Here is a 23,267-nt window from a genome sequence, read left to right on the forward strand (position 1 = left end):
AAAATGGTCTTAAGCTCTCAGTTTAAGTGTTCAGTATGAAAAAGAAGTTAATTCTTCAATGTCGGCGATTAGCGCAGTTTGGTAGCGCACTTGGTTTGGGTCCAAGGGGTCGCAGGTTCAAATCCTGCATCGCCGACCATTTCTTATCTAGTAAGATTAGTAAATAAAATCCTCTAATATTATAAATCAATACACGTTAACCTATAATTATATTAAATAATTTGTATTTCATTTTATCTAACGCTTAGTTAGTCTGTTTTTTATTCAGTTAGCTTCTATAGTCCCATATCTAGTCCAAATAATTGCGCCCTATACTCGACTATCATAAATATTAGGTTATAATGCCGCGTCTATTGTTTAACATAGTGCCCGAAGGGCAAAGCAGCAATGGTATCTCATGGTAGCGACGGATGCTTTTAAGTGTGAAAAACCGCTTAAACTTTATCAAGACTCATGCAGATCACTTTGTTTGTAAGGAAGGCGAACAATCGCCAAAATTGAATATTGAGGTAAATCATGCAAGTTTCTGTTGAGACGACCCAAGGCCTTGAGCGCCGTATAACTATCACCGTTCCTTCAGAGAACGTTGAGACCGAAGTAAAAAAACGCCTACAACAACTGTCAAAAACACAGCGTATAGATGGTTTCCGTGCTGGTAAAGTTCCAGTATCTGTAATTAACAAGCGTTTTGGCCCTGCAGTTCGTCAAGAAGTTGCTGGCGAAGTAATGCAACGTAATTTTTACGAAGCAATCGTTTCTGAAAAAATCAATCCAGCTGGCGCGCCTACATTCGCTCCTAAATCACTTGAAGCAGGTAAAGATTTAGAGTTTTCAGCAACGTTTGAAGTTTACCCTGAAGTTGAAGTTCAAGGTTTAGATAAGATTACTGTTGAGAAACCAGCGGTAACAGTAACTGACGAAGATTTAGCTAACATGCTAGAAACACTTCGTAAGCAACATGCAGCGTGGGCTGATGTTGATGCAGCTGCTGGCGAAAACGACCGTGTAACAGTTGATTTCGTAGGTACTATCGACGGTGAAGTATTTGAAGGCGGCAAAGCTGAAGACTTCCCATTAGAACTTGGTCAAGGTCGTATGATCCCAGGTTTTGAAGATAACATCGTAGGTAAAAAAGCAGGCGAAGAAGTAGTTGCTGATGTGACGTTCCCTGATGATTACCACGCTGAAAACTTAAAAGGTAAAGCGGCTCAATTCACTATCACAGTGAAAAAAGTTGAAGCGCAAGAATTACCAGAATTAAGCGAAGAGTTTGCAACTAAATTCGGTGTTACCGAAGGTGGCGTAGACGCGCTTAAAGAAGAAGTTAAAAAGAACATGACACGTGAGCTAGACCAAGCGGTTAAAGCAAGTGTTAAAGACCAAGCAATCAAAGGTCTTTTAGCTAACAACGAAATTGAAGTGCCTAAAGCGCTTGTTGATCAAGAAGTTGATGCACTACGTCAGCAAGCGGCTCAACGTTTTGGTGGTGATGCTAAAAATATGCCTGAGCTTCCAGCTGAATTGTTCCATGAGCAAGCTGTAACACGTGTTAAAACTGGCCTTTTATTAGGTGAAGTGATCAAAGCTAACGAGATTAAAGTTGATGATGCTAAAGTTGAAGCATTAATCGCAACAGTTGCTTCTGCATACGAAGATCCAACTGAAGTAGTAGAATACTACAAAGCAAATGATCAACTTATGCAGCAAATGCGTAATGTAGCAATGGAAGAGCAAGCTGTTGAAGCTATTTTAGCTAAAGCAGTTGTAACTGACGTTGAAAAAGCATTTGATGACATCATGAATCCACAGCAAGGTGCTTAATAAGTCATTGACTTAAGCTCTCGCTAACGATTAAATGGCTCGTGCTACTCTGTTTATACAGCGTGCCCGGGCCATTTTAGTTTTTGGCCTTTAATTTGCGAAAAACGATAATTATGCTTTTCTTATAGTAAGGATAAGTATAAGCGCATAAGGAATTAAATAAGTATGAATACTGGTATTACAGATCCCCTAAATGCATTGGTCCCTATGGTTGTTGAACAAACACCTAAAGGCGAGCGCTCGTATGATATTTATTCGAGATTATTAAAAGAGCGTATTATCTTTTTAACAGGTCAAGTTGAAGACAACATGGCAAATCTGATTTTAGCGCAAATGCTATTTTTAGAATCAGAAAACCCTGATAAAGATATCTTTTTATACATTAACTCACCAGGTGGCTCAGTAACTGCAGGTATGGCTATATATGACACTATGAACTTCATCAAACCTGATGTAAGTACAATATGTGTAGGTCAGGCTGCAAGCATGGGTGCTTTTTTACTTACTGCTGGTGCTAAAGGTAAGCGTTTTTGCCTACCTAACTCACGCGTGATGATTCACCAACCATTAGGTGGTTTCCAAGGTCAAGCATCTGACTTTGAAATTCATGCGAAAGAAATTCTGTCTATTAAAGACAAACTAAATCGCTTAATGGCTGAGCATACAGGCCAACCGTTAGATGTGATTTCCAAAGATACTGATCGTGATAACTTTATGAGTGCTTCGCAGGCTGTAGATTACGGCTTGGTTGATTCAGTGTTTACAAATCGCGATAAAAAGTAAGCGCTTGGTGAGCAGGTTATCTGCTTGCCACTTAGAGTTACTATGCGAAAACCAATAAATTTTGGTATAGTTAAAGCGTATTGAAATAGCCACCAACAGTTTTGGTGGCCAACGTAATAAAATGAGGTAGCTGAATGTCTGACACTCCTACAGACGGCGACAAAAGTAATAAATTGTTATACTGCTCTTTTTGCGGCAAAAGCCAGCATGAAGTACGTAAATTAATTGCAGGCCCATCAGTATACGTTTGTGATGAATGTGTAGAGTTGTGTAACGATATTATCAGGGAAGAAATTAAAGACATTGCTCCTAAGCATGACACGTCTGATAAACTACCTGTACCAAAAGAAATTCGTAAACACTTAGACGATTATGTTATTGGTCAAGATCATGCTAAAAAAGTATTGTCTGTTGCAGTTTATAACCACTATAAACGACTGCGCAATCAATCGACTAAGCAAGATATTGAATTAAGTAAAAGTAATATTTTGCTTATCGGCCCAACTGGTAGTGGTAAAACATTACTTGCAGAAACGTTAGCGCGTCTACTTGATGTGCCGTTTACTATGGCCGATGCCACTACATTAACCGAAGCGGGTTATGTAGGTGAAGATGTTGAAAACATCATTCAAAAGCTTTTACAAAAGTGCGATTACGATGTTGAAAAAGCACAACGTGGTATTGTATACATCGATGAAATTGACAAGATTTCTCGTAAATCAGATAACCCATCAATTACGCGTGACGTATCGGGTGAGGGCGTTCAACAGGCGCTACTTAAACTGATCGAAGGTACAATTGCCTCAGTTCCACCGCAAGGTGGTCGTAAACATCCACAGCAAGAGTTTTTACAAGTAGATACATCTAAAATCTTATTTATTTGTGGTGGTGCGTTTTCAGGTTTAGATAAAGTAATTGAACAACGTAGTCATAAAAATACCGGTATCGGTTTTGGCGTTAGCGTAAAAGAATCTGCGGCGAGTCGTTCTTTAAGTGAAACATTTAAAGACGTAGAACCAGAAGATTTAGTTAAATACGGCTTAATCCCTGAATTTATAGGGCGTTTGCCAGTAGTTGCAACGTTAACTGAGCTTGATGAAGCAGCACTTGTACAAATCTTGAGTGAGCCTAAAAACGCGATTACTAAACAGTTTTCAGTGTTGTTTGGCATGGAAGACGTTGAACTTGAGTTCCGCGATGATGCCTTAGCTGCAATTGCCCACAAAGCAATGGAGCGTAAAACAGGTGCGCGTGGTCTTCGTTCAATCGTTGAAGGTGTATTGCTTGATACAATGTACGAGCTTCCTTCAATGGATGATGTAAGTAAAGTGGTTATTGATGAAACCGTTATTAAAGGTGAATCTGACCCAATCTTGATTTATGAAAATAATAAACAAGATAAAGCTGCATCAGAATAGTTTTTAAGCTATTTGAATGAAAAAAGGAGCCTTAGGCTCCTTTTTTTATAATTAATTTAATCGAGTATGGGAAAATTGTTGAACTTTAATTAGGTTATCCCCATATACTTGAGTAATCTTTAAAATAAATGAAGTGCGAAGAGAAATTATAATGACGCTTGAGAGAACCGACCGAGTCGAAATCCCAGTGCTAGCACTGCGCGATGTTGTGGTGTATCCACACATGGTGATCCCGCTTTTTGTAGGCCGTGAAAAATCAATAAAATGCCTTGAAGCGGCAATGGACAAAGATAAACAAATTTTCTTAGTTGCACAAAAAGATGCAACTGTAGATGAGCCAGAACAAGATGATATTTATCGTATTGGTACTATTGCTACTGTACTTCAGTTATTAAAGTTACCAGACGGCACCGTTAAAGTTTTAGTAGAAGGGACGCAACGTGCACAAATTGAAGACTTCGTTGATAGCGAAGACTTTTTTGTTGCTAATGCTCAATTTATTGAATCTGACTTAATTGATGAGCAAGAGCAAGATGTATTTATTCGCAGCGCAATTAGCCAATTTGAAGGCTATGTAAAGCTAAATAAAAAAATCCCACCAGAAGTACTAACGTCAGTTTCTGGTATTGATGATCCTGCGCGGCTAGCCGATACAATGGCTGCTCATATGCCATTAAAGGTACCTGAAAAGCAAAAAGTGCTAGAAATTTCAAGCGTTACAGAGCGTCTTGAATATTTAATGGCGCTTATGGAAGGCGAGATAGACTTACTGCAAGTTGAGAAAAAGATTCGTACTCGCGTTAAAAAGCAGATGGAAAAATCTCAGCGTGAGTATTATCTAAATGAGCAAATGAAAGCCATCCAAAAAGAGCTGGGTGAACTTGATGATGTACCTGATGAATTTGAAGCACTTAAAAAGCGCATTGAAGAGTCTGGTATGCCAACAGAAGCACAAGATAAAGCGACCACAGAGCTTAATAAACTTAAAATGATGTCGCCAATGTCAGCAGAAGCGACCGTAGTGCGTTCATACATAGATACATTAATTAATGTGCCGTGGAAAAAGCGATCTAAAGTTAAAAAAGATTTAGCAGGCGCGCAAAAAATTCTTGATAGTGATCACCATGGCCTTGATAAAGTTAAAGAACGTATTCTGGAGTACCTTGCGGTGCAACAGCGTACTAATAAACTAAAAGGTCCAATCTTATGTTTAGTTGGCCCTCCGGGTGTGGGTAAAACATCACTTGGGCAATCTATCGCACGCTCTACAGGTCGTAAATATATCCGTATGGCGCTAGGCGGTGTGCGTGATGAAGCTGAAATTCGTGGCCATCGCCGTACTTATATTGGTTCAATGCCAGGTAAGTTAATTCAAAACATGACTAAAGTGGGTGTTAAAAATCCATTATTCTTGCTAGATGAAATCGATAAAATGTCATCAGACATGCGTGGCGACCCAGCATCAGCGCTATTAGAAGTGCTTGATCCTGAACAAAACAGCCATTTTGCCGATCATTACCTTGAAGTAGATTACGATTTATCTGACGTTATGTTTGTAGCGACATCAAACAGCTTTAACATTCCTGGTCCATTACTGGATCGTATGGAAGTTATTCGTTTATCGGGTTACACCGAAGATGAAAAACTAAACATCGCAAAAGAGCACTTAATTACTAAACAAGTGAAACGTAATGGCCTGAAAGAGCATGAGATTGAGATTGCTGATAGTGCAATTATTGGCATTATTCGCTACTACACACGTGAAGCGGGTGTACGTAATCTTGAGCGTGAAATTTCAAAACTATGTCGTAAAGCGGTTAAAAATATCTTAATTGAAAAAGACACTAAAACCGTGACTATCAATCAAGATAACCTAGAAGACTTTTTAGGTGTACAGCGTTTCGATTACGGTAAAGCGGAAGATGGCGACCGTATTGGCCAAGTAACTGGTCTTGCATGGACTGAAGTAGGCGGTGACTTACTTACTATTGAATGCGCAGCGGTACCAGGTAAAGGTAAGCTTACTTATACAGGTTCACTGGGCGATGTAATGCAAGAGTCGATTCAAGCGGCCATGACGGTCGTGCGTAATCGTGCAGATACATTTCGTATTAATAGCGACTTTTATGAAAAACGTGATATTCACGTGCATGTGCCTGAAGGTGCAACACCTAAAGATGGTCCGAGCGCAGGTGCTGCTATGGTGACTGGTTTAGTGTCTAGTTTAACGGGTAACCCTGTACGTGCGGATGTTGCAATGACCGGCGAAATTACACTACGTGGTGAAGTATTACCAATTGGTGGTTTAAAAGAAAAATTACTCGCGGCGCATCGTGGTGGAATTAAAACAGTCATCATTCCAAAAATTAATGAACGTGATTTAAAAGAGATCCCAGACAATGTGCTGGCGGGCTTAGATATTCACCCAGTTACATGGATTGACGAAGTTTTAAAACTGGCTTTAGTGCATCCGGTTGAGAGTTTTTCAGTCGAAACACCAAAAAAACAGTAAAAAACCGAAAAAAGTGCTTTTTAGGGCTTTTCAAATCTAAACGATATGATAAGTTAAGCACTGGTTTTCAAGCCTAGCCCTTACGGGGCCTAGGCTTAAGAAAAATATAATCATGTGAGCATAATTAGTTTGCTCTAAAATTTTCAAAAAAGTGATGTTAGTTTAAAAAACCATCGCTCTTGATAATAACAATGAAAGAGGATGATATTGTGAATAAATCTCAATTGATCGATCAAATCGCAGCTGATGCTGACATTTCTAAAGCGGCTGCAGGTCGTGCTCTAGATTCATTCATCGAATCTGTATCTGGTGCGCTAAAAGATGGTGACTCAGTTGCACTTGTTGGCTTTGGTACTTTCTCAGTACGTGAACGTGCTGCACGTGCAGGTCGTAACCCGCAAACTGGTGAAGCTATTCAAATTGCTGCTGCAAATATTCCTGCTTTTAAAGCCGGTAAAGCGCTTAAAGACGCAGTAAACTAATCACTGTTTTCATACAGTTTAGTTATGGCGAATGTAAATTTACTTAATCAATCTAAATGATGAATTAAGTAACTTTACCGCCAATTACTTCAAGTGAAAAAGCGTATCTGGTAAGATACGCTTTTTTTACATGTGACAAGGTAAAAACCTTGATCAAAAAGAGATAAACAAATGCTTGAGAAAATCAGAGAAGGTTCACAAGGACCTGTAGCCAAAATAATTTTAGGCGCGGTGATTTTATCTTTTGCTTTAGCTGGGATTGGTAGTTACCTAGGTCAAACCACGGAACAACCTGTTGCTGAAGTAAATGGAATTAAAATTAGCCAAACTGAATTTAATCGTGCGTTCCAAAATGAGCGTAGTCGATTAGAACAACAATTTGGTGAATATTTTGCACAAATTTCTGCAGATCCAAATTACATGGCACAAATACGTCAAGGTGTAGTTGACCGCTTAGTACAACAAGAATTGCAATCACAGCTAGCGGCTGATTTAGGCCTTCGCGTAAGCGACGAAAGTGTACGTAAAACAATCTTAGAATTACCGTATTTTCAAGTAGGTGAGCAGTTTAATAACGACCGTTACCTACAAGTTATTCGTCAAATGAATTTTCAACCAGATGCATTTCGTGAATACCTTCGTAAAGATATGACGCGCAGTCAACTTGTTACTGCCGTAGCCGGTACTGACTTTGCTCTTGAGAGCGAGCTTAAAAGCTCTATTTCTCTACAGCAGCAAACGCGCAGCATTGATTACTTAGTTGTAAACAAAGAAGCGCTAGCAGCAAGTGTTGAAGTATCAGAGCAAGAAGTATCTGATTACTACGAGCTAAATGCATCACAGTTTTTATCGCCAGAACTTATCTCAGTTAATTATATTGAGCTTAAAGCCACAGATATTACGGTTGAGTCAGTTACTGAAGATGATGTTAAAGCGTATTACGATCAAAATAAGGCACAATACGTTGAGCCAGAAAAACGCCGTGTTTCACATATCTTAATCGATAACAGCGAAGACGATGATGCAGCAAAAGAAAAAGCCAATGCACTGCACGCACAATTAGAGCAAGGTGCAGATTTTGCTGAATTAGCAGAGTCATCATCTGATGATATTGTTAGTGGTGAAATGGGCGGCGACCTTGAATGGATTGAACGCGATGTAATGGACCCTGCATTTGAAGACGCGACATTTGCGCTTAAAAATAAAGGTGACTTTTCAGAGGTTGTAGCATCAGAGTTTGGTTACCACATAATTAAACTTACTGATATTCAGCCGCAACAAGTTAAAGCATATGATGATGTTAAAGCTGATTTACGTGCGGAGCTTGAACAAGCTGAAAAAATAGATGCCTTTTACGAAAAGCAAACTGAAATGGGTGCACTAGCATTTGAAATTTCAGATCGCTTAGACGATGCTGCCGAAGTTGCAGAGGTAGAGATTAAATCAACGCCGCTTTTAGCAATTAACGCATTACCAGAGCCGTTAAATACGCCCTCTGTAATTGCTGCGTTATCGTCAGTTGATTTACTGGAAGATAAAGTTAACTCTGAAGTTATTGAGCTTGGCGATGAGCATGCGATTATTGTTCGTGTAAATGAACACAAACCAGCTGCCACTAAGCCACTAAGTGAAGTAAGCGAGCAAATTAAAGCACGTTTAGTTAATGAAAAATCATCTGAGCTTGCTAAAGATAAAGCACGTAGTTTATTTGCAGAAGTAAAAGCAGGTAAGAGTTTAAGTGATGTAGCCAATGAGCAAAGCTTAACACTTCGCCAAGAAGCGCAATTAACACGTCAAAGCTATACTGTTTCGCCAGCAATTGTAACTAAAGCATTTAAAATGGCTCATCCTGTAGGTTCTGCAGTGTTTGAAGTAGTTGATTTAAATAATGGTGATGCTGCAATTGTTGCACTTAAGTCGGTAACAGATGCACAAGTTACAGCTAATATTGACCCACAAGCAAAGCAAAGTATCACTATGGCGCAAGCTAATAAAAACTACATGGTATTTATTGAAGCGTTAAAAGCGAATGCTGAGCTTAACTTACCAACGGTTGCACAACCCGTTGAGTAATTAATTTAGCTCATAAAAAAAGGCGCTTTTAAAGCGCCTTTTTTATTGTCTTCAATATAGTTGGTATTATTTGCCTCTTGCAATAAACTCTATGCGATTACCGCTAGGCTCTCTAATCATCATGTGTTTTGTTGGACCTTTACCTAGATTTTCGGGTGCAAACTCTATTTTAATATTATTTTGCGTTTTTAAATGATCGTGTAGCTGCGCTAACTTTTCAATACTCTCAACACTGAGTGCTAAGTGGTGTAACCCCACATTTTCTGCTCGATTAAACTCCACACGTTTTTCATCATTTTTAACACGCCACAACGTAATCGTTATTTTATCGTTTGACAAAAAGTAAGCTGGGTAACTTGGGTCACTCCCGAGCACTTTAAAACCAAGTACGTCAGTAAAAAAAACTTTAGACGCATCAAGGTCTGACACGGTTAATCCTAAGTGGTCAACTCCGCCAACCCAGTTTTTAACATTTGAACTAGGTGCTACATCGGCGATAACCGTTGTTGATAAAAGTAATAGCGATGAAATGCTAGCGAGTAGTGTCTTTTTTAACATAAATCCTCTTTGTAGTATTAATACCAATTCGCAATAATACTTAATCAGTTTGAGTGATTAAATCTGGCGTTAACAGCGTTAAAAATTTCTGATATAGAACAACTAAATAACGAAATATTTGCTTTGTTATCGACACGATTTTCTTACTTCAAAATAGATCACTTAATTAAGCGAATAGGTATAACTGTTAAATGCAGTGTATTTAACAAGAGACCTTAATAAACGAGGTTATATTACAAAGCAGAATAGATAACCTGAACGCTGGATAATAAATCTATCTCGAGCAGCTATTGACGCGTAAATTCGCCTTGTTTTCACTGGAAATTTCTGGCTAGATAAATTAAATTTAAATATCACCATGATTCAATATGATAGTAAATCTCTTAACCAGAGTTCAGGTTAGATACGAAAAAAATGCTGTTTTAACAGCTTAATAAACGTTGGGTGATTTTCGATTGAGGTGTTTGGAAAACAACTTCAGTGGCGCCATATTCAACGACTTCTCCCTTATCAAGTACAAGAACTTGGTCGCTAATATGACGAACTAAGCTTAAATGATGAGTGATCATCACATATGTCAGGCCTGTCTCTTGTTGTAATTTGAGAAGTAGATTAACTATTTGTGCACGAACAGAAGGGTCTAGTGATGATAGTGCCTCATCAAGTACAACAACCTTTGGATCTAAAATTAACGCACGAGCAAGTGCTACGCGCTGTAATTGCCCCACACTAAACATGTGTGGATAGTAATGTTGGTGATCGACTAATAATCCAACTTTTGACAGCGTAGCGCTAATTTTTTCAGTCCGTTCAGCTTTATCAAAGTCAGTATTGTATTGTAGGCAGTCATCAAGCGTATCACCAATGGTTAAACCTGGATTAAGAGAGGCCGCTGAATCTTGAAAAATCATACGAATATAGCGACACTGATTATCACGAATACCGTTATCTTCAATAATATTGCCTTCTAATAAGATCTGTCCGCAGTCTGCGCTGTCAGCGCCTGAAAGCAGTTTGGCAAGTGTGCTTTTACCCGCTCCCGTTTCGCCTATAACAGCAATAGTTTCACCTTTGCCAATGCAAAATGAAATATTTTTAAGTACCGCAAATTTTTTACGACTAAATAAGCCTGCACGAATATTAAATGTTTTAGACAAAGCTTGTACTTTCAATACTGGTTGCATTATCTCATATCCTTAATCAGCGGGAAATGACACGCGTAGCTGTGCCCGTTGTGCTTTGTAAGCTTAGGTGTAACTACGCAGGCTTTTTGAGCCTGTGGGCAGCGTGGCCCTAATCGGCAACCTATCGGTAAATGCTGTAATGTAGGTATGGTGCCTTTTAATGCGTAAAAAGGCTCTTTATGAGCTAGGCCTTGTTCGTAATCAGGTAGGCTTTTTAATAAAGCTTGTGTATAAGGGTGGCGAGGCTGACTAAAAATTTTGTGAGTTGGGCCAGCTTCAACCATTTGCCCGCAATATAAAACATGGATCCCATGTGACCAATGTGCAATTTCTTCTAATTCGTGAGAAATCATCAAAATCGACATGTTTTTTAGCTGGTTTAAACTTTTCAACAACCTAAATACCTGTGCGCGAGTGGTACTTTCTAGTGCTGTAGTGGGCTCATCAGCGATTAAAAGCTTTGGTGTGCGGGCTATGGCCATTGCAATCATTACTTTTTGACATACGCCTTCTGAGAGCTCATGTGGATAGCTATCCAGCACGGCTTCATGATTTTTAATGCCCACTTTATGAATAAGCGCTTTTACTCTGTCTTTTCGCTCGCGGTTACGTTTTAAGAAAAACCCCTTTGTTGGGTTTTCAGGCAAGGTTTCGGCTATTTGATCAAACATTTTTGCTGTAGGGTCAAGACAACGGCTAGGGTCTTGATAGATCATGGCAATATCTTGGCTTACCGTTTTACGGCGTTGCTCGGGTGTTAAGCGCATTAAATCAACACCACGCCAATGCATACGGTCGGCAGTAATATTCCAGCGTTCGTTTAGTACACCCACAATTGCTTTTGCAATTAAGCTTTTACCAGAACCAGACTCACCTACAAGGGCATGTACTTCGCCTTCTTTTAAGCTAAAGCTTACCTTGTCAACGGCTCTAATTATCGTTTCTGAGGTACGCAGCTCAATGGTTAAATTTCGAACATCAAGTAATTGCATTTAATCAGCCTTACGTGCTTTTAACACTTGTCGCAGGCCATCGCCTACTAAATTAGTCGATAACACAGCTAAAAATAACAGTACGCCTGGCAGCGCAACAGTCCATGGTGCCAAATAAATTAGCCCTAAATTTTCGGCTAAAATAGCTCCCCATTCAGTGGTAGGTGGCTGAGCACCAAGCTTTAAAAAACCTAATGCAGAAATATCTAAAATTGCAGTGGAGAGCGCCATCGTAAATATAACTACAATGTGCTCATAAATATTAGGAAAGATACCGCGTGATATAATATGCCAGTTAGACGCACCATCGAGCCTAAACGCGGTAATATAATCTTTGTTTAGTTCATCAACAATTAGGTTTCTGATTGAATGAATAAATTGTGGTAATAGCGCTAAAATAATTGCCCATACCGTGTTCATTAAGCCTGGGCCTAAAATTGCTATGATAATAATAGCCAGTAACAAAGAAGGTATAGAGAGCGTTATATCAAGTAAGTGATTTAAAAAACTTGAGCGAATACCTCGGCTGATACCTGCAAATGTACCTACTAATACACCAATAATAGTTGTAATAAGCGCGGCGACAACAGAGAGGCCAAATGTGTAAGTTGCACCATTCATTAAACGCGAAAGTACATCGCGACCTAAGTCATCAGTACCTAAAATAAAGCGTACATCACCCATTTCCCGCCACGAAGGCGGAATAAGTAATGCATCACTATGCTGTTGGTTAACACCGTACGGTGCTAAAAGTGGAGCACTGGCGGCAAGTAAAGCAAATGCTACAAATATCCACAAGCCAACTAACGCAGGGTGATTATTTTTAAATTTACGCCAAAATCGTGCAAGTGGCGATTTATTCGACTCTTCAGAAAATATATTAAACTTTGCCATGGGCTTGATTCCGCGAGAGTGGATCGAATAGCGTATAAGTAAGCTCTGCAATAATAGTGGCTAATATAACAAATAGTGACACTGCCATTAAGCCGCCTTGTATAGCTGGATAATCGCGTTGATAAATACTATCGATAAGCCAGCGGCCAATGCCGGGCCACGAAAAAATAACTTCAGTAATCATCGCAAGCGTTATTAGCGTACTAAATTGCAAACCAATTTGTTTAATTACCGGTAATAGCGCATTACGCAGTGCATGATGAATTATAAGTTGTCTGCGGTTAAGGCCTTTAGCCCTTGCGGTTTTAATAAAACTTTGGTCCATAACTTTAAGCATAGACTCACGAGTAAAGCGCACTAATACAGTGGTCGGATACATGGCGAGCACAATTGTGGGTAGTGTTAAATGGCGCAGGGCGTCTAAAAATGCCATTCCTTTATATGGAAATCCAGCTAATGCAATATCAATTAAAATAAAGCCTGTATTGGCGGGGATCTCATAAAGTAACCCCATTCTTCCCGACATCGGAAACCAGCCCAGTTTGAGAGAAAAAACCATAATAAGCAATAGTGCTAACCAAAATACGGGCATGGAATAACCAACCATAGTGGTTGAATTTATAAGTTTATCAGGCCAACGTTTATAGTACGCAGAACCTAAAATGCCAGCGGGTACGCCAACGAAAATCGATACAATTAATGCATAAACACTTAGTTCCAGTGTAGCGGGTAATAAATCAACAATATGGCTAAATACATTGTCACCTGATGCAAAAGAAAGCCCCCAATCGCCTTGGAATATTCGTCCTAAAAAGGCTATATATTGCACAAAATAGTTACTGTTATATAAATATTTATCTTCAAGCTCACTGTGTTGAGCAAAGTTACTACTTGGTACACCACTTAAATTACTTAATGGATCGCCTGGGAACAAATAACTAATTGAAAATGTAAAAACACTCAGCATTAGGGTCATAAAAAGCAATAAACCTAAACGACGTAAAATATAATCTAAGATCATTATTTTTTCCTCGCATTAGCTAGTGAAATTGCACCAAATGGGCCAAGCGTTATACCTTCAACGTCTGCGCTACTGGCTTGAAAACGTAAGCCATGTGCAATAGGCAGCAATGGTAACTCATCGACAATTAAGCTTTGTGCATCATCGTAGTATTTTTTTCGCATGTTTAAATCAGTCGTATCGAGCGCTTTTGTAAGTAATAAATCAAATTGCGGATTGCACCAGTTAGCAGGATTTTTACCGGTAAAGGTTGCAGTGCAACTTAAAAGAGGGCTAAAAAAGTTATCCGGATCAGGTGTATCAGCGGCCCAACCAAGCAATACACTATCATGCCTGTGCTCGCCAATACGTTGAATAAACGTATTCCATTCATACTCTACAATACTGACATTAACGCCTATTTTACGTAAGTCACTTTGCATTAGTTCTGCCATTTTTCGCGCATTCGGGTTATAAATACGGCTTACGGGCATCGCCCAAATAGTCATATCAAAACCATCTGGTAACCCAGCTTCAATTAATAACTTTTTAGCAAGTTCTGGATCAAAACTTGGCATGTTTGCTTGTGGCTCAAATGCCCATGAGGTTGGCGGTAAAATAGATTGTGCACGTGTACCATTACCATAATATACAGCTTGCATAATTTTATCGATATCAATGGCGTGAGCAAGTGCTTGGCGTACACGTAAGTCGTCAAACGGGGCGCGCTCCGTATTAAAAGCCCAGTAACCAATATTTAAATTTGTTTCTTTTTCAACGTTTATATCGTCGCGTTGCGCTAAAATACTCAATTGCGCACTACTTGGATGAGCCGTTACATCGCACTCTTTAGTCAGCATTTTTGCTATACGCGTAGTGCCGTTAGGCGTTATGTCGTAAACCAATTGTTCAAGTGCGACGTGGTGCTTCCAATAAAGTGGGTTTCGGTAAAAGCGTACGAGGTGATCTCGGCGATATTCTTTATAAATATATGGGCCGGTGCCAATAGGGTACTGATCAAATAAGTTTTCTTGATTATTTTTCTTAAGTTTCATGGCGTATTCTTCTGAAAGCACCACGGCAAAGTCGGTGGCCATATTAGCTAAAAAGCTGCTTTCAGGATTAAACAATTCAAAACGAACTTGATGATCAGTAACACGCACAATTTTACGAATAAGTTGATCAATCCCCACACTTTGAAAATACGGGTAATTGGCATCGCCCACAAAGTGATATGGATTATAGACATCGAATAGTCGGCTAAAGGTAAATATAACGTCGTCGGCGTTAAAATCCCGAGTAGGGGTAAAATAAGCGGTTGTATGAAATTTCACACCTTTGCGCAATGTGAAGGTAATAGATTTACCGTCTTTACTTATTTTCCAATCGGTTGCCAGCTCACTTTGAAACTCTGCCGTAACAGGGTCAATGCTAATTAGGCGGTCGTATAGCTGGTTGGCAATAATATCAATAGTAGAACCGGTGGTCGTAACTTGTGGATTAAACGACACAGGGTTAGCTTCAGCGCAATAAACTAAGCCTTGGTTTTTTTCTTCTATGATTTCTTCTTTGTTATCAATGCAACCTACTAAGGTGACCGCTAGTAAAGTAAGTAATAATTTATGCACCCGCATAACCTCTAACTATTGTTGATCCAACAAATTGTATTTTTTAAGATAACCACGTAATTGATGATACGTTAAACCAAGTACTTCTGCAGTTTTCTTTTGATTAAATTGGCTATGTTCGAGTGCTTTATTAATCATGTTTATTTCAAAGTCGTTTGAACGCTCTTTTAAACTACACGGAAATTGAATATCAACGGCTGTATTACTGCTTGCTTGAGCAATCGGCGGCGCAACAACAATAGGCTCGACATTAACAGTTTGGGCCGCTATAGGTGCTTTAATGCGCGCTTTTGGTCTAAATGGGCTATCGAATGGGTCTAAAATAATCTGGTGAACGGGGATATGTTCACTGCCATGGCGATACAAACTACGTTCAACCACATTTTTAAGTTCACGAATATTGCCGGGCCAATCATAACTAAGCAGTGTTTCTGTTGCGCTTCGGGTAAAACCGCTAAACAGTTCCCACTCTAAATCGCGCGCCATATTCATCGCAAACTGCTCAGCAAGAAGCATAATATCGTCTTGGCGTTCGCGCAGTGGTGGCAGGGTAATTACATCAAAGGCAAGGCGATCGAGTAAATCACTTCTAAATTCACCTTGCTCGGCCAAATAAGGAAGATCTTCGTTTGTCGCACACACTAAGCGGGTATCTACTTTTACAGTTTGCTTGCCGCCAACACGTTCAAACTCACCGTATTCTATAACGCGCAGCAGTTTTTCTTGTACCATAGCTGAGGTATTAGCTAATTCATCTAAAAACAGTGTGCCGCTGTTAGCGCGTTCAAAACGACCTTCGTGGCGTTTGCTTGCCCCCGTAAAAGCACCGCTTTCGTGGCCAAATAATTCACTTTCGAGTAGGTTCTCGTTAAGCGCTGCACAGTTAAGCTTTACGTAGTTTTGATCCCAGCGTTTTGATAAAAAGTGTAAGCGTGCTGCTATTAGCTCTTTACCTGTGCCGCGTTCACCAATAATAAGTACCGGTTTATCTAAATTAGCCAGTTGCGATACCTGATCTAATACAGACAGAAAGCTATCTGATTGGCCGAGTAAATTATCCTGTTGGCGATATTGGCTCATATTTCCTAACTCTTAGTCATTTTTACTAACAGTTAGTGTATTTCATAATTAGGGATAACTAAAGAAATTTGTATATTTAGTTTAACGTAATGAAAATAAAGTGTATTTTAACTTTTAAAAAGTTGGCAAGCATATTGATACTAGTTATAGCAGACTAACTAAGTTTTAATTACAGAGGTAAATGTTATGGGAATTTTTTCACGTTTTGCAGATATTGTTAATTCTAATATCAACGCCATTTTAGATAAAGCAGAAGACCCAGAAAAAATGGTTCGTCTGATTATTCAAGAAATGGAAGATACGCTTGTTGAAGTACGTTCTACATCAGCTAAAACATTGGCTGAGAAAAAAGAAATTGTACGCCGCTTAGATACACTTAAAGCGCAGGTAAGTGATTGGCAAGATAAAGCCGAACTGGCTTTAAGTAAAGACCGCGACGATTTAGCGCGTTCAGCCTTACTTGAAAAGCAAAAGTCGGCAGATGCAGTTGCTTCAGTAGCGAGTGAGCTTGAACATGTAGAGTCTCATATTGAGAAATTACAGCAAGAAGTAACGACGCTACAAGAAAAGCTAGCAGATGCTAAATCTCGTCAAAAAGCGATTATACTTCGCCAACGTTCGGCTGAGTCGCGCCTTGAAGTGAAAAAGACACTTGATAGCTCAAAAGTAGAAGAAGCACTTAACCGCTTTGAACGTTACGAAACCAAAATTGATGGACTAGAATCTCAAATTGAGTCGTACGATTTAGGTAAAAAGACGTTAGCGGATGAAATTGCTAATCTACAAAAAAATGAAAAGATAGATGATGAGCTAGCCGAACTTAAAAAGAAGTTAGCTGATAAATAATTTATAAAGGGGCACTTAAAGTGCCCCACTGCTTAAAAACATCAAAACGGATTGTCAGGAGAGGATTATGTTTGATCCAGAGATATTAGTTGCACCATTTATTTTGTTTATGATTTTTGTTGCTCCGCTGTGGCTAATTTTACACTACCGCAGCAAAAAACAAGTAAACCAAGGTTTAAGTGAACACGAACATCGCCAATTACTTGAGCTTGCACACAAAGCTGAAAAAATGGCTGAACGATTAGAAACACTTGAAGCATTGCTTGATCAAGAGTCACCACAATGGAGACGCAAAGTATGAGTGCCAAACGCGAATTATTAAGAGACCCTCAACGCGGTAAAGTAGCCGGTGTATGTGCGGGATTAAGTGACTACTTTAATATGGAGTTATGGTTAGTTCGCATTATATTTGTTAGTGCGGTACTGCTAACGGGTGGCCCATTATTTGTGGTAGCGTATATTGCAGCCTGGTTCATTTTAGATAAAAAAGAGCCCGCAGCGGCGCAAACAAAAAGCTCAACTAAAACTGACGATCCGCTAGAAGTAAAATTTAAAGTATGGCAAAAAGGCGAGCCACCGCGCCGCGCATTGCAAGATTTAAAAGAGCGTTTAACGCGTGTAGATACTCGCCTTCAAGATATGGAGCGCCATGTAACTTCAAGCGAGTTTACGGTGAGCCGTGAAATTAACAAACTTTAAAGGATTTAATAGCACCTTATTTGCAGCGTGATAAATTACGGCAAATTAGGTGCAAGACACTTTATGAGCCAATCATTTGCAAAAAAGACCTTTAAAAGTATTAAAGGCAAAGCACAAAAAGCCCTTCATCGCAGTTTAGATCAACACGTAAAACTTGCCGTAACTGGCCTAAGTGGTAGTGGTAAAACAGCCTTTATTACCGCGCTTGTTAAACACTTAACAACCCAAGCTGACGATAAAAACTTACCTTTTTTTGATGTAATGCGCGAGCACCGCCATGTGGCCACTAAAGTTGTGCCGCAAGAGGCGTTAAAAGTCCCTACGTTTAATTATACGCGTGCGCTAAATTCATTATTACCAAGCGATGGGATGCCTACATGGCCGGCATCAACTGAGCGGATTAATACGCTGCGCTTGGCAATAAAGTATCAAAGTAATGCAGGGCTGCGCGGCCACTTTTCGCCGCAATCAACGCTTTATTTAGATATTATTGACTACCCGGGTGAATGGCTCCTTGATTTACCTATGCTTGAGCAAAGCTATTCTCAATGGTGCGAGCAGCAATACCCGTTATTAACTCAGCCTTCGCGCGTAAACACATCAAGTGATTTTTTAGCGGCCGTAGAGCAACTTGACTTAAACGCTCCCGTTGATGAAAACGCACTTGCTCATATTGCTCAGCTTTATCAAAGCATGTTAGTCGGGCTTAAAAAAGACACCAAACTTGCCATGTTGCAACCTGGGCGCATGCTTATGCCTGGCGACTTACAAGGTGCGCCATTGTTATTGTTTTTTCCGGTATCGGGTAAAGTAAATAGTGACGATGTCGTTGCGGGTTCTAATTTAGCGCATTTAACTAAGCGTTTTAACGCCTATATAAAAGAAGTTGTAAAACCATTTTATAATGAGCATTTTAGGCACTTCGATCGCCAAATTGTACTTGTAGATGTACTTAGTGCGTTAAACGAAGGGCACGAAACACTCCAAGAGCAAAGCAGTGTAATAAACCAATTACTCGCACACTTTAACTATGGCGAGTCGGGCTTTTTTAAACGTTTATTTAAGCCCAACATAGACAAAATATTATTTGCAGCTAATAAATCAGATCATATAAGTGCTAAGTACCATAAAGATTTAGCACTGCTACTTGATTCGCTCGTGCATGAGCAAAGTAATCATTTAAAGTTTGATGGTGTAAAAATAGAAACCATGGCTATGTCGTCAATTACAGCAACGCAGCCGCGCCAAGTTACCGACAAAGGCCAAACGCTTGACTGCATTTATGGCAAACCATTACACGAACCTGATTGGCTTACGTATTTACCGCCGCAACCTCCCTCGCGGATGCTTAATAAAAATGAGTGGCCAGCACAGGGATTTGAATTTTTATCGTTCTCTCCAATGCCGAGCCCCGATAAACAACTAAAACATATTCGATTAGATCATGTCATGCAGTACCTGCTAGGAGACAAATTAACATGAGTGAGTCAAACCAACCATTTCAAGCAGGGCGTCGTATTGATACGCAAAGCATTGAGCAAAACGAACCCGTTTTAGCACCTGCAAAAATTATTCAGCACGGACAAAGTGATTACGAAGAACTTGAAGATGAAGCACTAGAGCCAGAAATAGATCTGGAGCCTGTGTACAAAAAGTCAAAGTGGCAAACGCTCAAAGGTGTTTTTGCTATTAGTTTTATAGTACTGGTGCTTTTAGAATTTGCGTACTCGTTGGTATTTGCTTTCGAGCAGTCAATTATTTTAGGCAGTGTTTATTTAACCGCAGTTGTAAGTGGCGTGCTGCTAATTGGGCGCTTATTGTGGCGAGAGTACCGAATGCTGCGCAGTTTAAAGCGTAACCAACTGCACCGAGTTGAAGCCGACAGGCTTTTAAACAGCGAGCAAGTAGGCGGTGCATTACCTTGGCTCGAAAAGCTTAATAAACATCAGGAGCTTGATAACTTTGAAACCTTTAAAAACCAAGTAGCGATGCATCACAGCGACAAAGAAATAATGACGCTGTACGCCAACAGTTTATTAATAACCCAAGACACCAAAGCTAAAAAGCTTATAAATCGGTTTGCGACTGAATCTGCACTGCTAGTTGCCCTAAGCCCACTTGCGCTGGTGGATATGATGGCTGTGCTTTGGCGCGGTACTAAGTTAATAGAACAAATTGGTAAAATTTACGGCATTGGTTTTGGCTACGCGAGCCGTATAAAGTTATACCGTATGCTGATAAAACAAGTAATGTTTGTAGGCAGTGCTGAGCTTGTATCTGACCTTGCTGCAACTGCACTAAGTGCTGAGCTTTTAGGTAAGCTTTCGGGGCGGGCAGCGCAAGGTGTCAGCGCCGGTATTTTTACAGCGCGTATTGGTTACAAAGCAATGGAGCTTAGTCGCCCATTACCACGGCTTGAAAACAAACGCAGCTTACTAAAAGGCACAGTGCAAAGCATCGCAGGTAAAATTATGAGCCGTAAAAAGGCGGAACCAACACACTAGATTAGCAGTGGCAATATTTGTGTACAAACGTGCGCTGCACGGTTTTTACACAAATAGCCATCTGAGCATCCGGCATGCTTGCTGTTTGTAAGCGCATACGTTTTGATTGTTGAATCGCAAAAACATAATAATCAAAAAAATGAGCCTACAATGAGCAAGCATCATATAAACACCCAGTGTATTCACGGACCACAAAAAGCAAACGACCCGCACGGCGCACTCACTTCTCCTTTGTATCAAACCTCTACCTTTCATTTTGAAAATGCCGCACAAGGTGCTGCGCGTTTTGCAGGCGACGAACCTGGCTATATTTATACGCGCTTAGGAAACCCTACAACCACAGAGCTTGAACAAAAAGTTGCTCAACTAGAGAGCTGTGAAGCAGCTGCTGCAACCGCAACAGGTATGGGGGCCGTATCTGCCTCAGTACTGAGCTTTTTATCGCAAGGAGATCACCTTGTTGCCTCAAGTGCTTTGTATGGTTGTACCTTTGCGTTTTTCTCGCACATGTTGCCGCGCTGGGGAATCGAAGTCACCTTTGTTGATATGACTAATGAGGACGAACTACGCGCTGCCATCAAACCTAATTCAAAAATGATATTTGTAGAAACGCCAATCAACCCCACTATGGCGGTTATTGATTTGGCACTCATTGGCGCAGTTGCTAAAGAGCACAACTTAATTAGTGTGGTCGACAACACCTTTTTAACGCCGCTACTGCAATCACCCAAAAAATATGGCATCGATATAATAATGCACAGTGCGACCAAGTACTTAAACGGCCACGGAGACGTAGTCGCCGGTATTGTATGTGGATCGCTTGAGCACATAACACACATTAAAATGACCGTACTAAAAGACATTGGTGCAACCATAAGCCCGCACGATGCATGGCTAATTAATCGAGGCCTAAAAACACTCGCTATTAGAATAGAGCGCCATTGTCAAAGCGCACAAACAATAGCGCAATATCTAGAAGCGCACCCACAAGTAAGCACCGTATATTACCCGGGGCTTAAATCGCACCCAGGTTATAGGTTTATTGGTAACCAAATGAAAGCCGCTGGTGGTGTTATTGCGTTTGAAATAAAAGGCACGCTACAAGATGGCGCACAATTTATTGATAGTATGAAACTTTGTACACTTGCAGTAAGCCTCGGCGACGCTGAAACACTGATTCAGCATCCTGCATCTATGACTCACTCGCCTTATACGCCAGAGGAGCGAGCTGCCGCTGGAATAAGTGATGGGCTGATCAGACTCTCGGTTGGGCTTGAAGATGTTAACGACATTATTAGTGATTTAGACCAAGCTTTTACTAAAATTGGTTAGGCGTATTTAATTGTATACACTTAAAAGTAAGCTGCAGGCCTTTATTTAAAGGTCTGTATTTTTAATGTGCCATTGGTGTAATTTTAACTTTACGATCTAAGTGATCACGCTAAATACTGATGTTAGCCTATCTATTAAACTTTCCTTCACTTTTGCATAGTATGGGGTCATTCGATATTCAACAGGTTTGAGTATCACACTGACACCGATTTAGGGCTCACACCCAAGAAGGTACTTATGGCTAAAGCAAGTAAATACACATCCAAAACACCAGACGAAAATGGTGTTATACACTGGAGTGATGAAGAAAATAAAATTTGGTCTGAGCTTGTAGCGCGCCAACTTGCGTGCATTGAAGGCAAAGCCTGCAGTGAGTACATGCAAGGGTTAAAAAAGATTAACCTGCCGCACGACCGTATTCCGCAGTTAAGCGAGCTAAACGAAGTGTTGCTAGCCACTACCGGTTGGCAAGTTGCGCCAGTACCTGCGCTTATCGACTTTGATGAGTTTTTTAGATTACTGGCAAACAAGCAGTTTCCGGTAGCTACATTTATTCGTAGCCGCGAAGAGTTTGATTACCTACAAGAGCCTGATATTTTTCATGAAATATTTGGCCATTGCGCCATGCTAACTAATCCTGACTTTGCCGAGTTTACGCATAAGTACGGGCAATTAGGTTACGCAGCGCAGAAAAAAGACCGTGTATACCTTGCGCGTATATACTGGTTTACAGTCGAATTTGGTTTAATGCAAACCGAAGACGGTCTGCGTATTTACGGCGGCGGCATTTTATCAAGCCCAGGGGAGACTCAGTACGTATACTCAAATACGCCAGAAATTAGCCCAATGAACGTGCTTGATGTACTGCGTACGCCGTACCGTATTGATATTATGCAACCACAGTACTACACCATAAATTCGATTCATGATCTGTTTGATATATCGCAAATGGATATTATGACTTTGGTTGAGCGAGCTAAAGAGCTTGGTTTGCACGACCCAAAATTTCCACCAAAAGAAAAATTAGCCAGTTAAACATTAATGCTAAAAAAGCTAAAAGTAAGGATTTAGAATGTCTTCATTAAGTGCACAAAAATGCGAAGCCTGTCATGTAGATGCGCCAAAAGTATCTGACGAAGAGTTAGCACAATTAATTACTAAAATCCCAGACTGGGTACCAGAAGTACGCGACGGCATTATGCAGCTTGAGCGTGTTTATAAATTTAAAAACTTTAAGCAAGCTATCGCGTTTACCAATAAAGTAGGCGACATGGCAGAAGACGAAGGCCATCACCCAGGTTTATTAACCGAGTGGGGCAAAGTAACGGTTACATGGTGGAGCCATTCAATTAAAGGCCTACACAAAAACGATTTTATTTGCGCAGCTAAAACAGACGACGTATTTAACGCGCTGTAAAGAAAACTAATTGAGAAAACCAAAAAAGCACTTATTTATTAAGT

21 protein-coding genes and 1 tRNA gene are annotated in these 23,267 nt (G+C 40.1%); 15 read left to right on the forward strand and 7 right to left on the reverse strand.

Annotated features, from left to right (window positions below):
• The first annotated feature begins 62 nt into the window (after nt 1-62).
• The 7 genes from P20495_RS14820 (at nt 63) to P20495_RS14790 (ending at nt 9,089) form a co-directional block, all read left to right on the forward strand.
• Nucleotides 63-139, forward strand: a tRNA-Pro gene (locus tag P20495_RS14820).
• Nucleotides 140-516: 377 nt separating this feature from the next.
• Complete coding sequence (tig, locus tag P20495_RS14815; RefSeq protein WP_007376845.1) at nt 517-1,821, forward strand: trigger factor; 1,305 nt, start codon at nt 517-519, stop codon at nt 1,819-1,821.
• A 165-nt stretch (nt 1,822-1,986) separates the two neighbouring features.
• A complete protein-coding gene (gene clpP / locus P20495_RS14810; RefSeq protein WP_007376844.1) occupies nt 1,987-2,604 on the forward strand; it encodes an ATP-dependent Clp endopeptidase proteolytic subunit ClpP in 618 nt (205 codons plus the stop codon).
• A gap of 134 nt (nt 2,605-2,738) precedes the next feature.
• Nucleotides 2,739-4,022, forward strand: coding sequence for an ATP-dependent protease ATP-binding subunit ClpX (gene clpX, locus P20495_RS14805; RefSeq protein WP_007376843.1), 1,284 nt, complete (start codon nt 2,739-2,741; stop codon nt 4,020-4,022).
• A 151-nt stretch (nt 4,023-4,173) separates the two neighbouring features.
• Nucleotides 4,174-6,534, forward strand: coding sequence for an endopeptidase La (lon, locus tag P20495_RS14800; RefSeq protein ID WP_008134748.1), 2,361 nt, complete (start codon nt 4,174-4,176; stop codon nt 6,532-6,534).
• 191 nt (nt 6,535-6,725) lie between these two features.
• Nucleotides 6,726-7,016, forward strand: coding sequence for an HU family DNA-binding protein (locus P20495_RS14795; RefSeq protein WP_157847577.1), 291 nt, complete (start codon nt 6,726-6,728; stop codon nt 7,014-7,016).
• A 171-nt stretch (nt 7,017-7,187) separates the two neighbouring features.
• Nucleotides 7,188-9,089 (forward strand): SurA N-terminal domain-containing protein, encoded by a 1,902-nt coding sequence (locus tag P20495_RS14790; RefSeq protein ID WP_008134749.1) that lies wholly within the window; start codon nt 7,188-7,190, stop codon nt 9,087-9,089.
• 66 nt (nt 9,090-9,155) lie between these two features.
• On the opposite strand, the gene P20495_RS14785 is transcribed toward P20495_RS14790, so the two are convergent.
• From P20495_RS14785 to pspF, 7 genes are all read right to left on the reverse strand, one after another.
• Entirely contained in the window at nt 9,156-9,647 is a 492-nt protein-coding gene (locus P20495_RS14785; protein WP_008134750.1) for a VOC family protein, read from the reverse strand.
• A 422-nt stretch (nt 9,648-10,069) separates the two neighbouring features.
• Nucleotides 10,070-10,831, reverse strand: a complete 762-nt coding sequence (locus tag P20495_RS14780; protein ID WP_007376838.1) for an ATP-binding cassette domain-containing protein — start codon at nt 10,829-10,831, stop codon at nt 10,070-10,072.
• On the reverse strand, nt 10,831-11,823 hold the full coding sequence (locus P20495_RS14775) for an oligopeptide/dipeptide ABC transporter ATP-binding protein (RefSeq protein WP_007376837.1): 993 nt from the start codon (nt 11,821-11,823) through the stop codon (nt 10,831-10,833). The genes P20495_RS14780 and P20495_RS14775 overlap by 1 nt, the downstream gene beginning before the upstream one ends.
• Nucleotides 11,824-12,717: an ABC transporter permease subunit gene (locus P20495_RS14770; RefSeq protein ID WP_007376836.1), complete on the reverse strand. Its 894-nt coding sequence runs from the start codon at nt 12,715-12,717 to the stop codon at nt 11,824-11,826.
• On the reverse strand, nt 12,704-13,738 hold the full coding sequence (locus P20495_RS14765) for an ABC transporter permease subunit (protein WP_008134757.1): 1,035 nt from the start codon (nt 13,736-13,738) through the stop codon (nt 12,704-12,706). The genes P20495_RS14770 and P20495_RS14765 overlap by 14 nt, the downstream gene beginning before the upstream one ends.
• A complete protein-coding gene (locus P20495_RS14760; RefSeq protein WP_007376834.1) occupies nt 13,738-15,345 on the reverse strand; it encodes an ABC transporter substrate-binding protein in 1,608 nt (535 codons plus the stop codon). Before P20495_RS14760 ends, P20495_RS14765 begins: the two co-directional genes overlap by 1 nt.
• Before the next feature lie 15 nt (nt 15,346-15,360).
• Nucleotides 15,361-16,425: a phage shock protein operon transcriptional activator gene (pspF, locus tag P20495_RS14755; protein ID WP_008134758.1), complete on the reverse strand. Its 1,065-nt coding sequence runs from the start codon at nt 16,423-16,425 to the stop codon at nt 15,361-15,363.
• A gap of 186 nt (nt 16,426-16,611) precedes the next feature.
• Here pspF and pspA point away from each other — a divergent pair, with 186 nt between their 5' ends.
• The 8 genes from pspA (at nt 16,612) to P20495_RS14715 (ending at nt 23,223) form a co-directional block, all read left to right on the forward strand.
• Nucleotides 16,612-17,271, forward strand: coding sequence for a phage shock protein PspA (gene pspA, locus P20495_RS14750; protein ID WP_007376832.1), 660 nt, complete (start codon nt 16,612-16,614; stop codon nt 17,269-17,271).
• Between the two features lie 67 nt (nt 17,272-17,338).
• Entirely contained in the window at nt 17,339-17,572 is a 234-nt protein-coding gene (pspB, locus tag P20495_RS14745; RefSeq protein WP_008134759.1) for an envelope stress response membrane protein PspB, read from the forward strand.
• The gene (gene pspC / locus P20495_RS14740) at nt 17,569-17,970 is read left to right on the forward strand and encodes an envelope stress response membrane protein PspC (RefSeq protein WP_008134760.1); all 402 of its coding nucleotides are present in this window, start codon (nt 17,569-17,571) and stop codon (nt 17,968-17,970) included. The genes pspB and pspC overlap by 4 nt, the downstream gene beginning before the upstream one ends.
• Nucleotides 17,971-18,033: 63 nt before the next feature.
• A complete protein-coding gene (locus P20495_RS14735) occupies nt 18,034-19,452 on the forward strand; it encodes a YcjX family protein (protein WP_008134761.1) in 1,419 nt (472 codons plus the stop codon).
• Entirely contained in the window at nt 19,449-20,474 is a 1,026-nt protein-coding gene (locus P20495_RS14730) for a TIGR01620 family protein (RefSeq protein ID WP_008134762.1), read from the forward strand. The genes P20495_RS14735 and P20495_RS14730 overlap by 4 nt, the downstream gene beginning before the upstream one ends.
• Nucleotides 20,475-20,624: 150 nt before the next feature.
• A complete protein-coding gene (gene megL, locus P20495_RS14725; protein ID WP_033015311.1) occupies nt 20,625-21,806 on the forward strand; it encodes a methionine gamma-lyase in 1,182 nt (393 codons plus the stop codon).
• Nucleotides 21,807-22,043: 237 nt separating this feature from the next.
• On the forward strand, nt 22,044-22,841 hold the full coding sequence (phhA, locus tag P20495_RS14720; RefSeq protein ID WP_008134775.1) for a phenylalanine 4-monooxygenase: 798 nt from the start codon (nt 22,044-22,046) through the stop codon (nt 22,839-22,841).
• A gap of 37 nt (nt 22,842-22,878) precedes the next feature.
• Nucleotides 22,879-23,223, forward strand: a complete 345-nt coding sequence (locus P20495_RS14715) for a 4a-hydroxytetrahydrobiopterin dehydratase (protein WP_002958326.1) — start codon at nt 22,879-22,881, stop codon at nt 23,221-23,223.
• Nucleotides 23,224-23,267: the final 44 nt, after the last annotated feature.

Origin of the sequence: Pseudoalteromonas sp. BSi20495, from assembly GCF_000241185.1 — a bacterium.
GTDB classification, from domain to species: domain Bacteria; phylum Pseudomonadota; class Gammaproteobacteria; order Enterobacterales; family Alteromonadaceae; genus Pseudoalteromonas; species Pseudoalteromonas fuliginea.

Excerpts from the sequence above, each read along its gene's own strand:
- tig (WP_007376845.1), top strand. The coding sequence starts at position 517 with ATGCAAGTTTCTGTTGAGACGACCCAAGGCCTTGAGCGCCGTATAACT.
- clpP (WP_007376844.1), top strand. The coding sequence starts at position 1,987 with ATGAATACTGGTATTACAGATCCCCTAAATGCATTGGTCCCTATGGTT.
- clpX (WP_007376843.1), top strand. The coding sequence starts at position 2,739 with ATGTCTGACACTCCTACAGACGGCGACAAAAGTAATAAATTGTTATAC.
- lon (WP_008134748.1), top strand. The coding sequence starts at position 4,174 with ATGACGCTTGAGAGAACCGACCGAGTCGAAATCCCAGTGCTAGCACTG.
- P20495_RS14795 (WP_157847577.1), top strand. The coding sequence starts at position 6,726 with ATGAAAGAGGATGATATTGTGAATAAATCTCAATTGATCGATCAAATC.
- P20495_RS14790 (WP_008134749.1), top strand. The coding sequence starts at position 7,188 with ATGCTTGAGAAAATCAGAGAAGGTTCACAAGGACCTGTAGCCAAAATA.
- P20495_RS14785 (WP_008134750.1), bottom strand. The coding sequence starts at position 9,647 with ATGTTAAAAAAGACACTACTCGCTAGCATTTCATCGCTATTACTTTTA.
- P20495_RS14780 (WP_007376838.1), bottom strand. The coding sequence starts at position 10,831 with ATGCAACCAGTATTGAAAGTACAAGCTTTGTCTAAAACATTTAATATT.
- P20495_RS14775 (WP_007376837.1), bottom strand. The coding sequence starts at position 11,823 with ATGCAATTACTTGATGTTCGAAATTTAACCATTGAGCTGCGTACCTCA.
- P20495_RS14770 (WP_007376836.1), bottom strand. The coding sequence starts at position 12,717 with ATGGCAAAGTTTAATATATTTTCTGAAGAGTCGAATAAATCGCCACTT.
- P20495_RS14765 (WP_008134757.1), bottom strand. The coding sequence starts at position 13,738 with ATGATCTTAGATTATATTTTACGTCGTTTAGGTTTATTGCTTTTTATG.
- pspF (WP_008134758.1), bottom strand. The coding sequence starts at position 16,425 with ATGAGCCAATATCGCCAACAGGATAATTTACTCGGCCAATCAGATAGC.
- pspA (WP_007376832.1), top strand. The coding sequence starts at position 16,612 with ATGGGAATTTTTTCACGTTTTGCAGATATTGTTAATTCTAATATCAAC.
- pspB (WP_008134759.1), top strand. The coding sequence starts at position 17,339 with ATGTTTGATCCAGAGATATTAGTTGCACCATTTATTTTGTTTATGATT.
- pspC (WP_008134760.1), top strand. The coding sequence starts at position 17,569 with ATGAGTGCCAAACGCGAATTATTAAGAGACCCTCAACGCGGTAAAGTA.
- P20495_RS14735 (WP_008134761.1), top strand. The coding sequence starts at position 18,034 with ATGAGCCAATCATTTGCAAAAAAGACCTTTAAAAGTATTAAAGGCAAA.
- P20495_RS14730 (WP_008134762.1), top strand. The coding sequence starts at position 19,449 with ATGAGTGAGTCAAACCAACCATTTCAAGCAGGGCGTCGTATTGATACG.
- megL (WP_033015311.1), top strand. The coding sequence starts at position 20,625 with ATGAGCAAGCATCATATAAACACCCAGTGTATTCACGGACCACAAAAA.
- phhA (WP_008134775.1), top strand. The coding sequence starts at position 22,044 with ATGGCTAAAGCAAGTAAATACACATCCAAAACACCAGACGAAAATGGT.
- P20495_RS14715 (WP_002958326.1), top strand. The coding sequence starts at position 22,879 with ATGTCTTCATTAAGTGCACAAAAATGCGAAGCCTGTCATGTAGATGCG.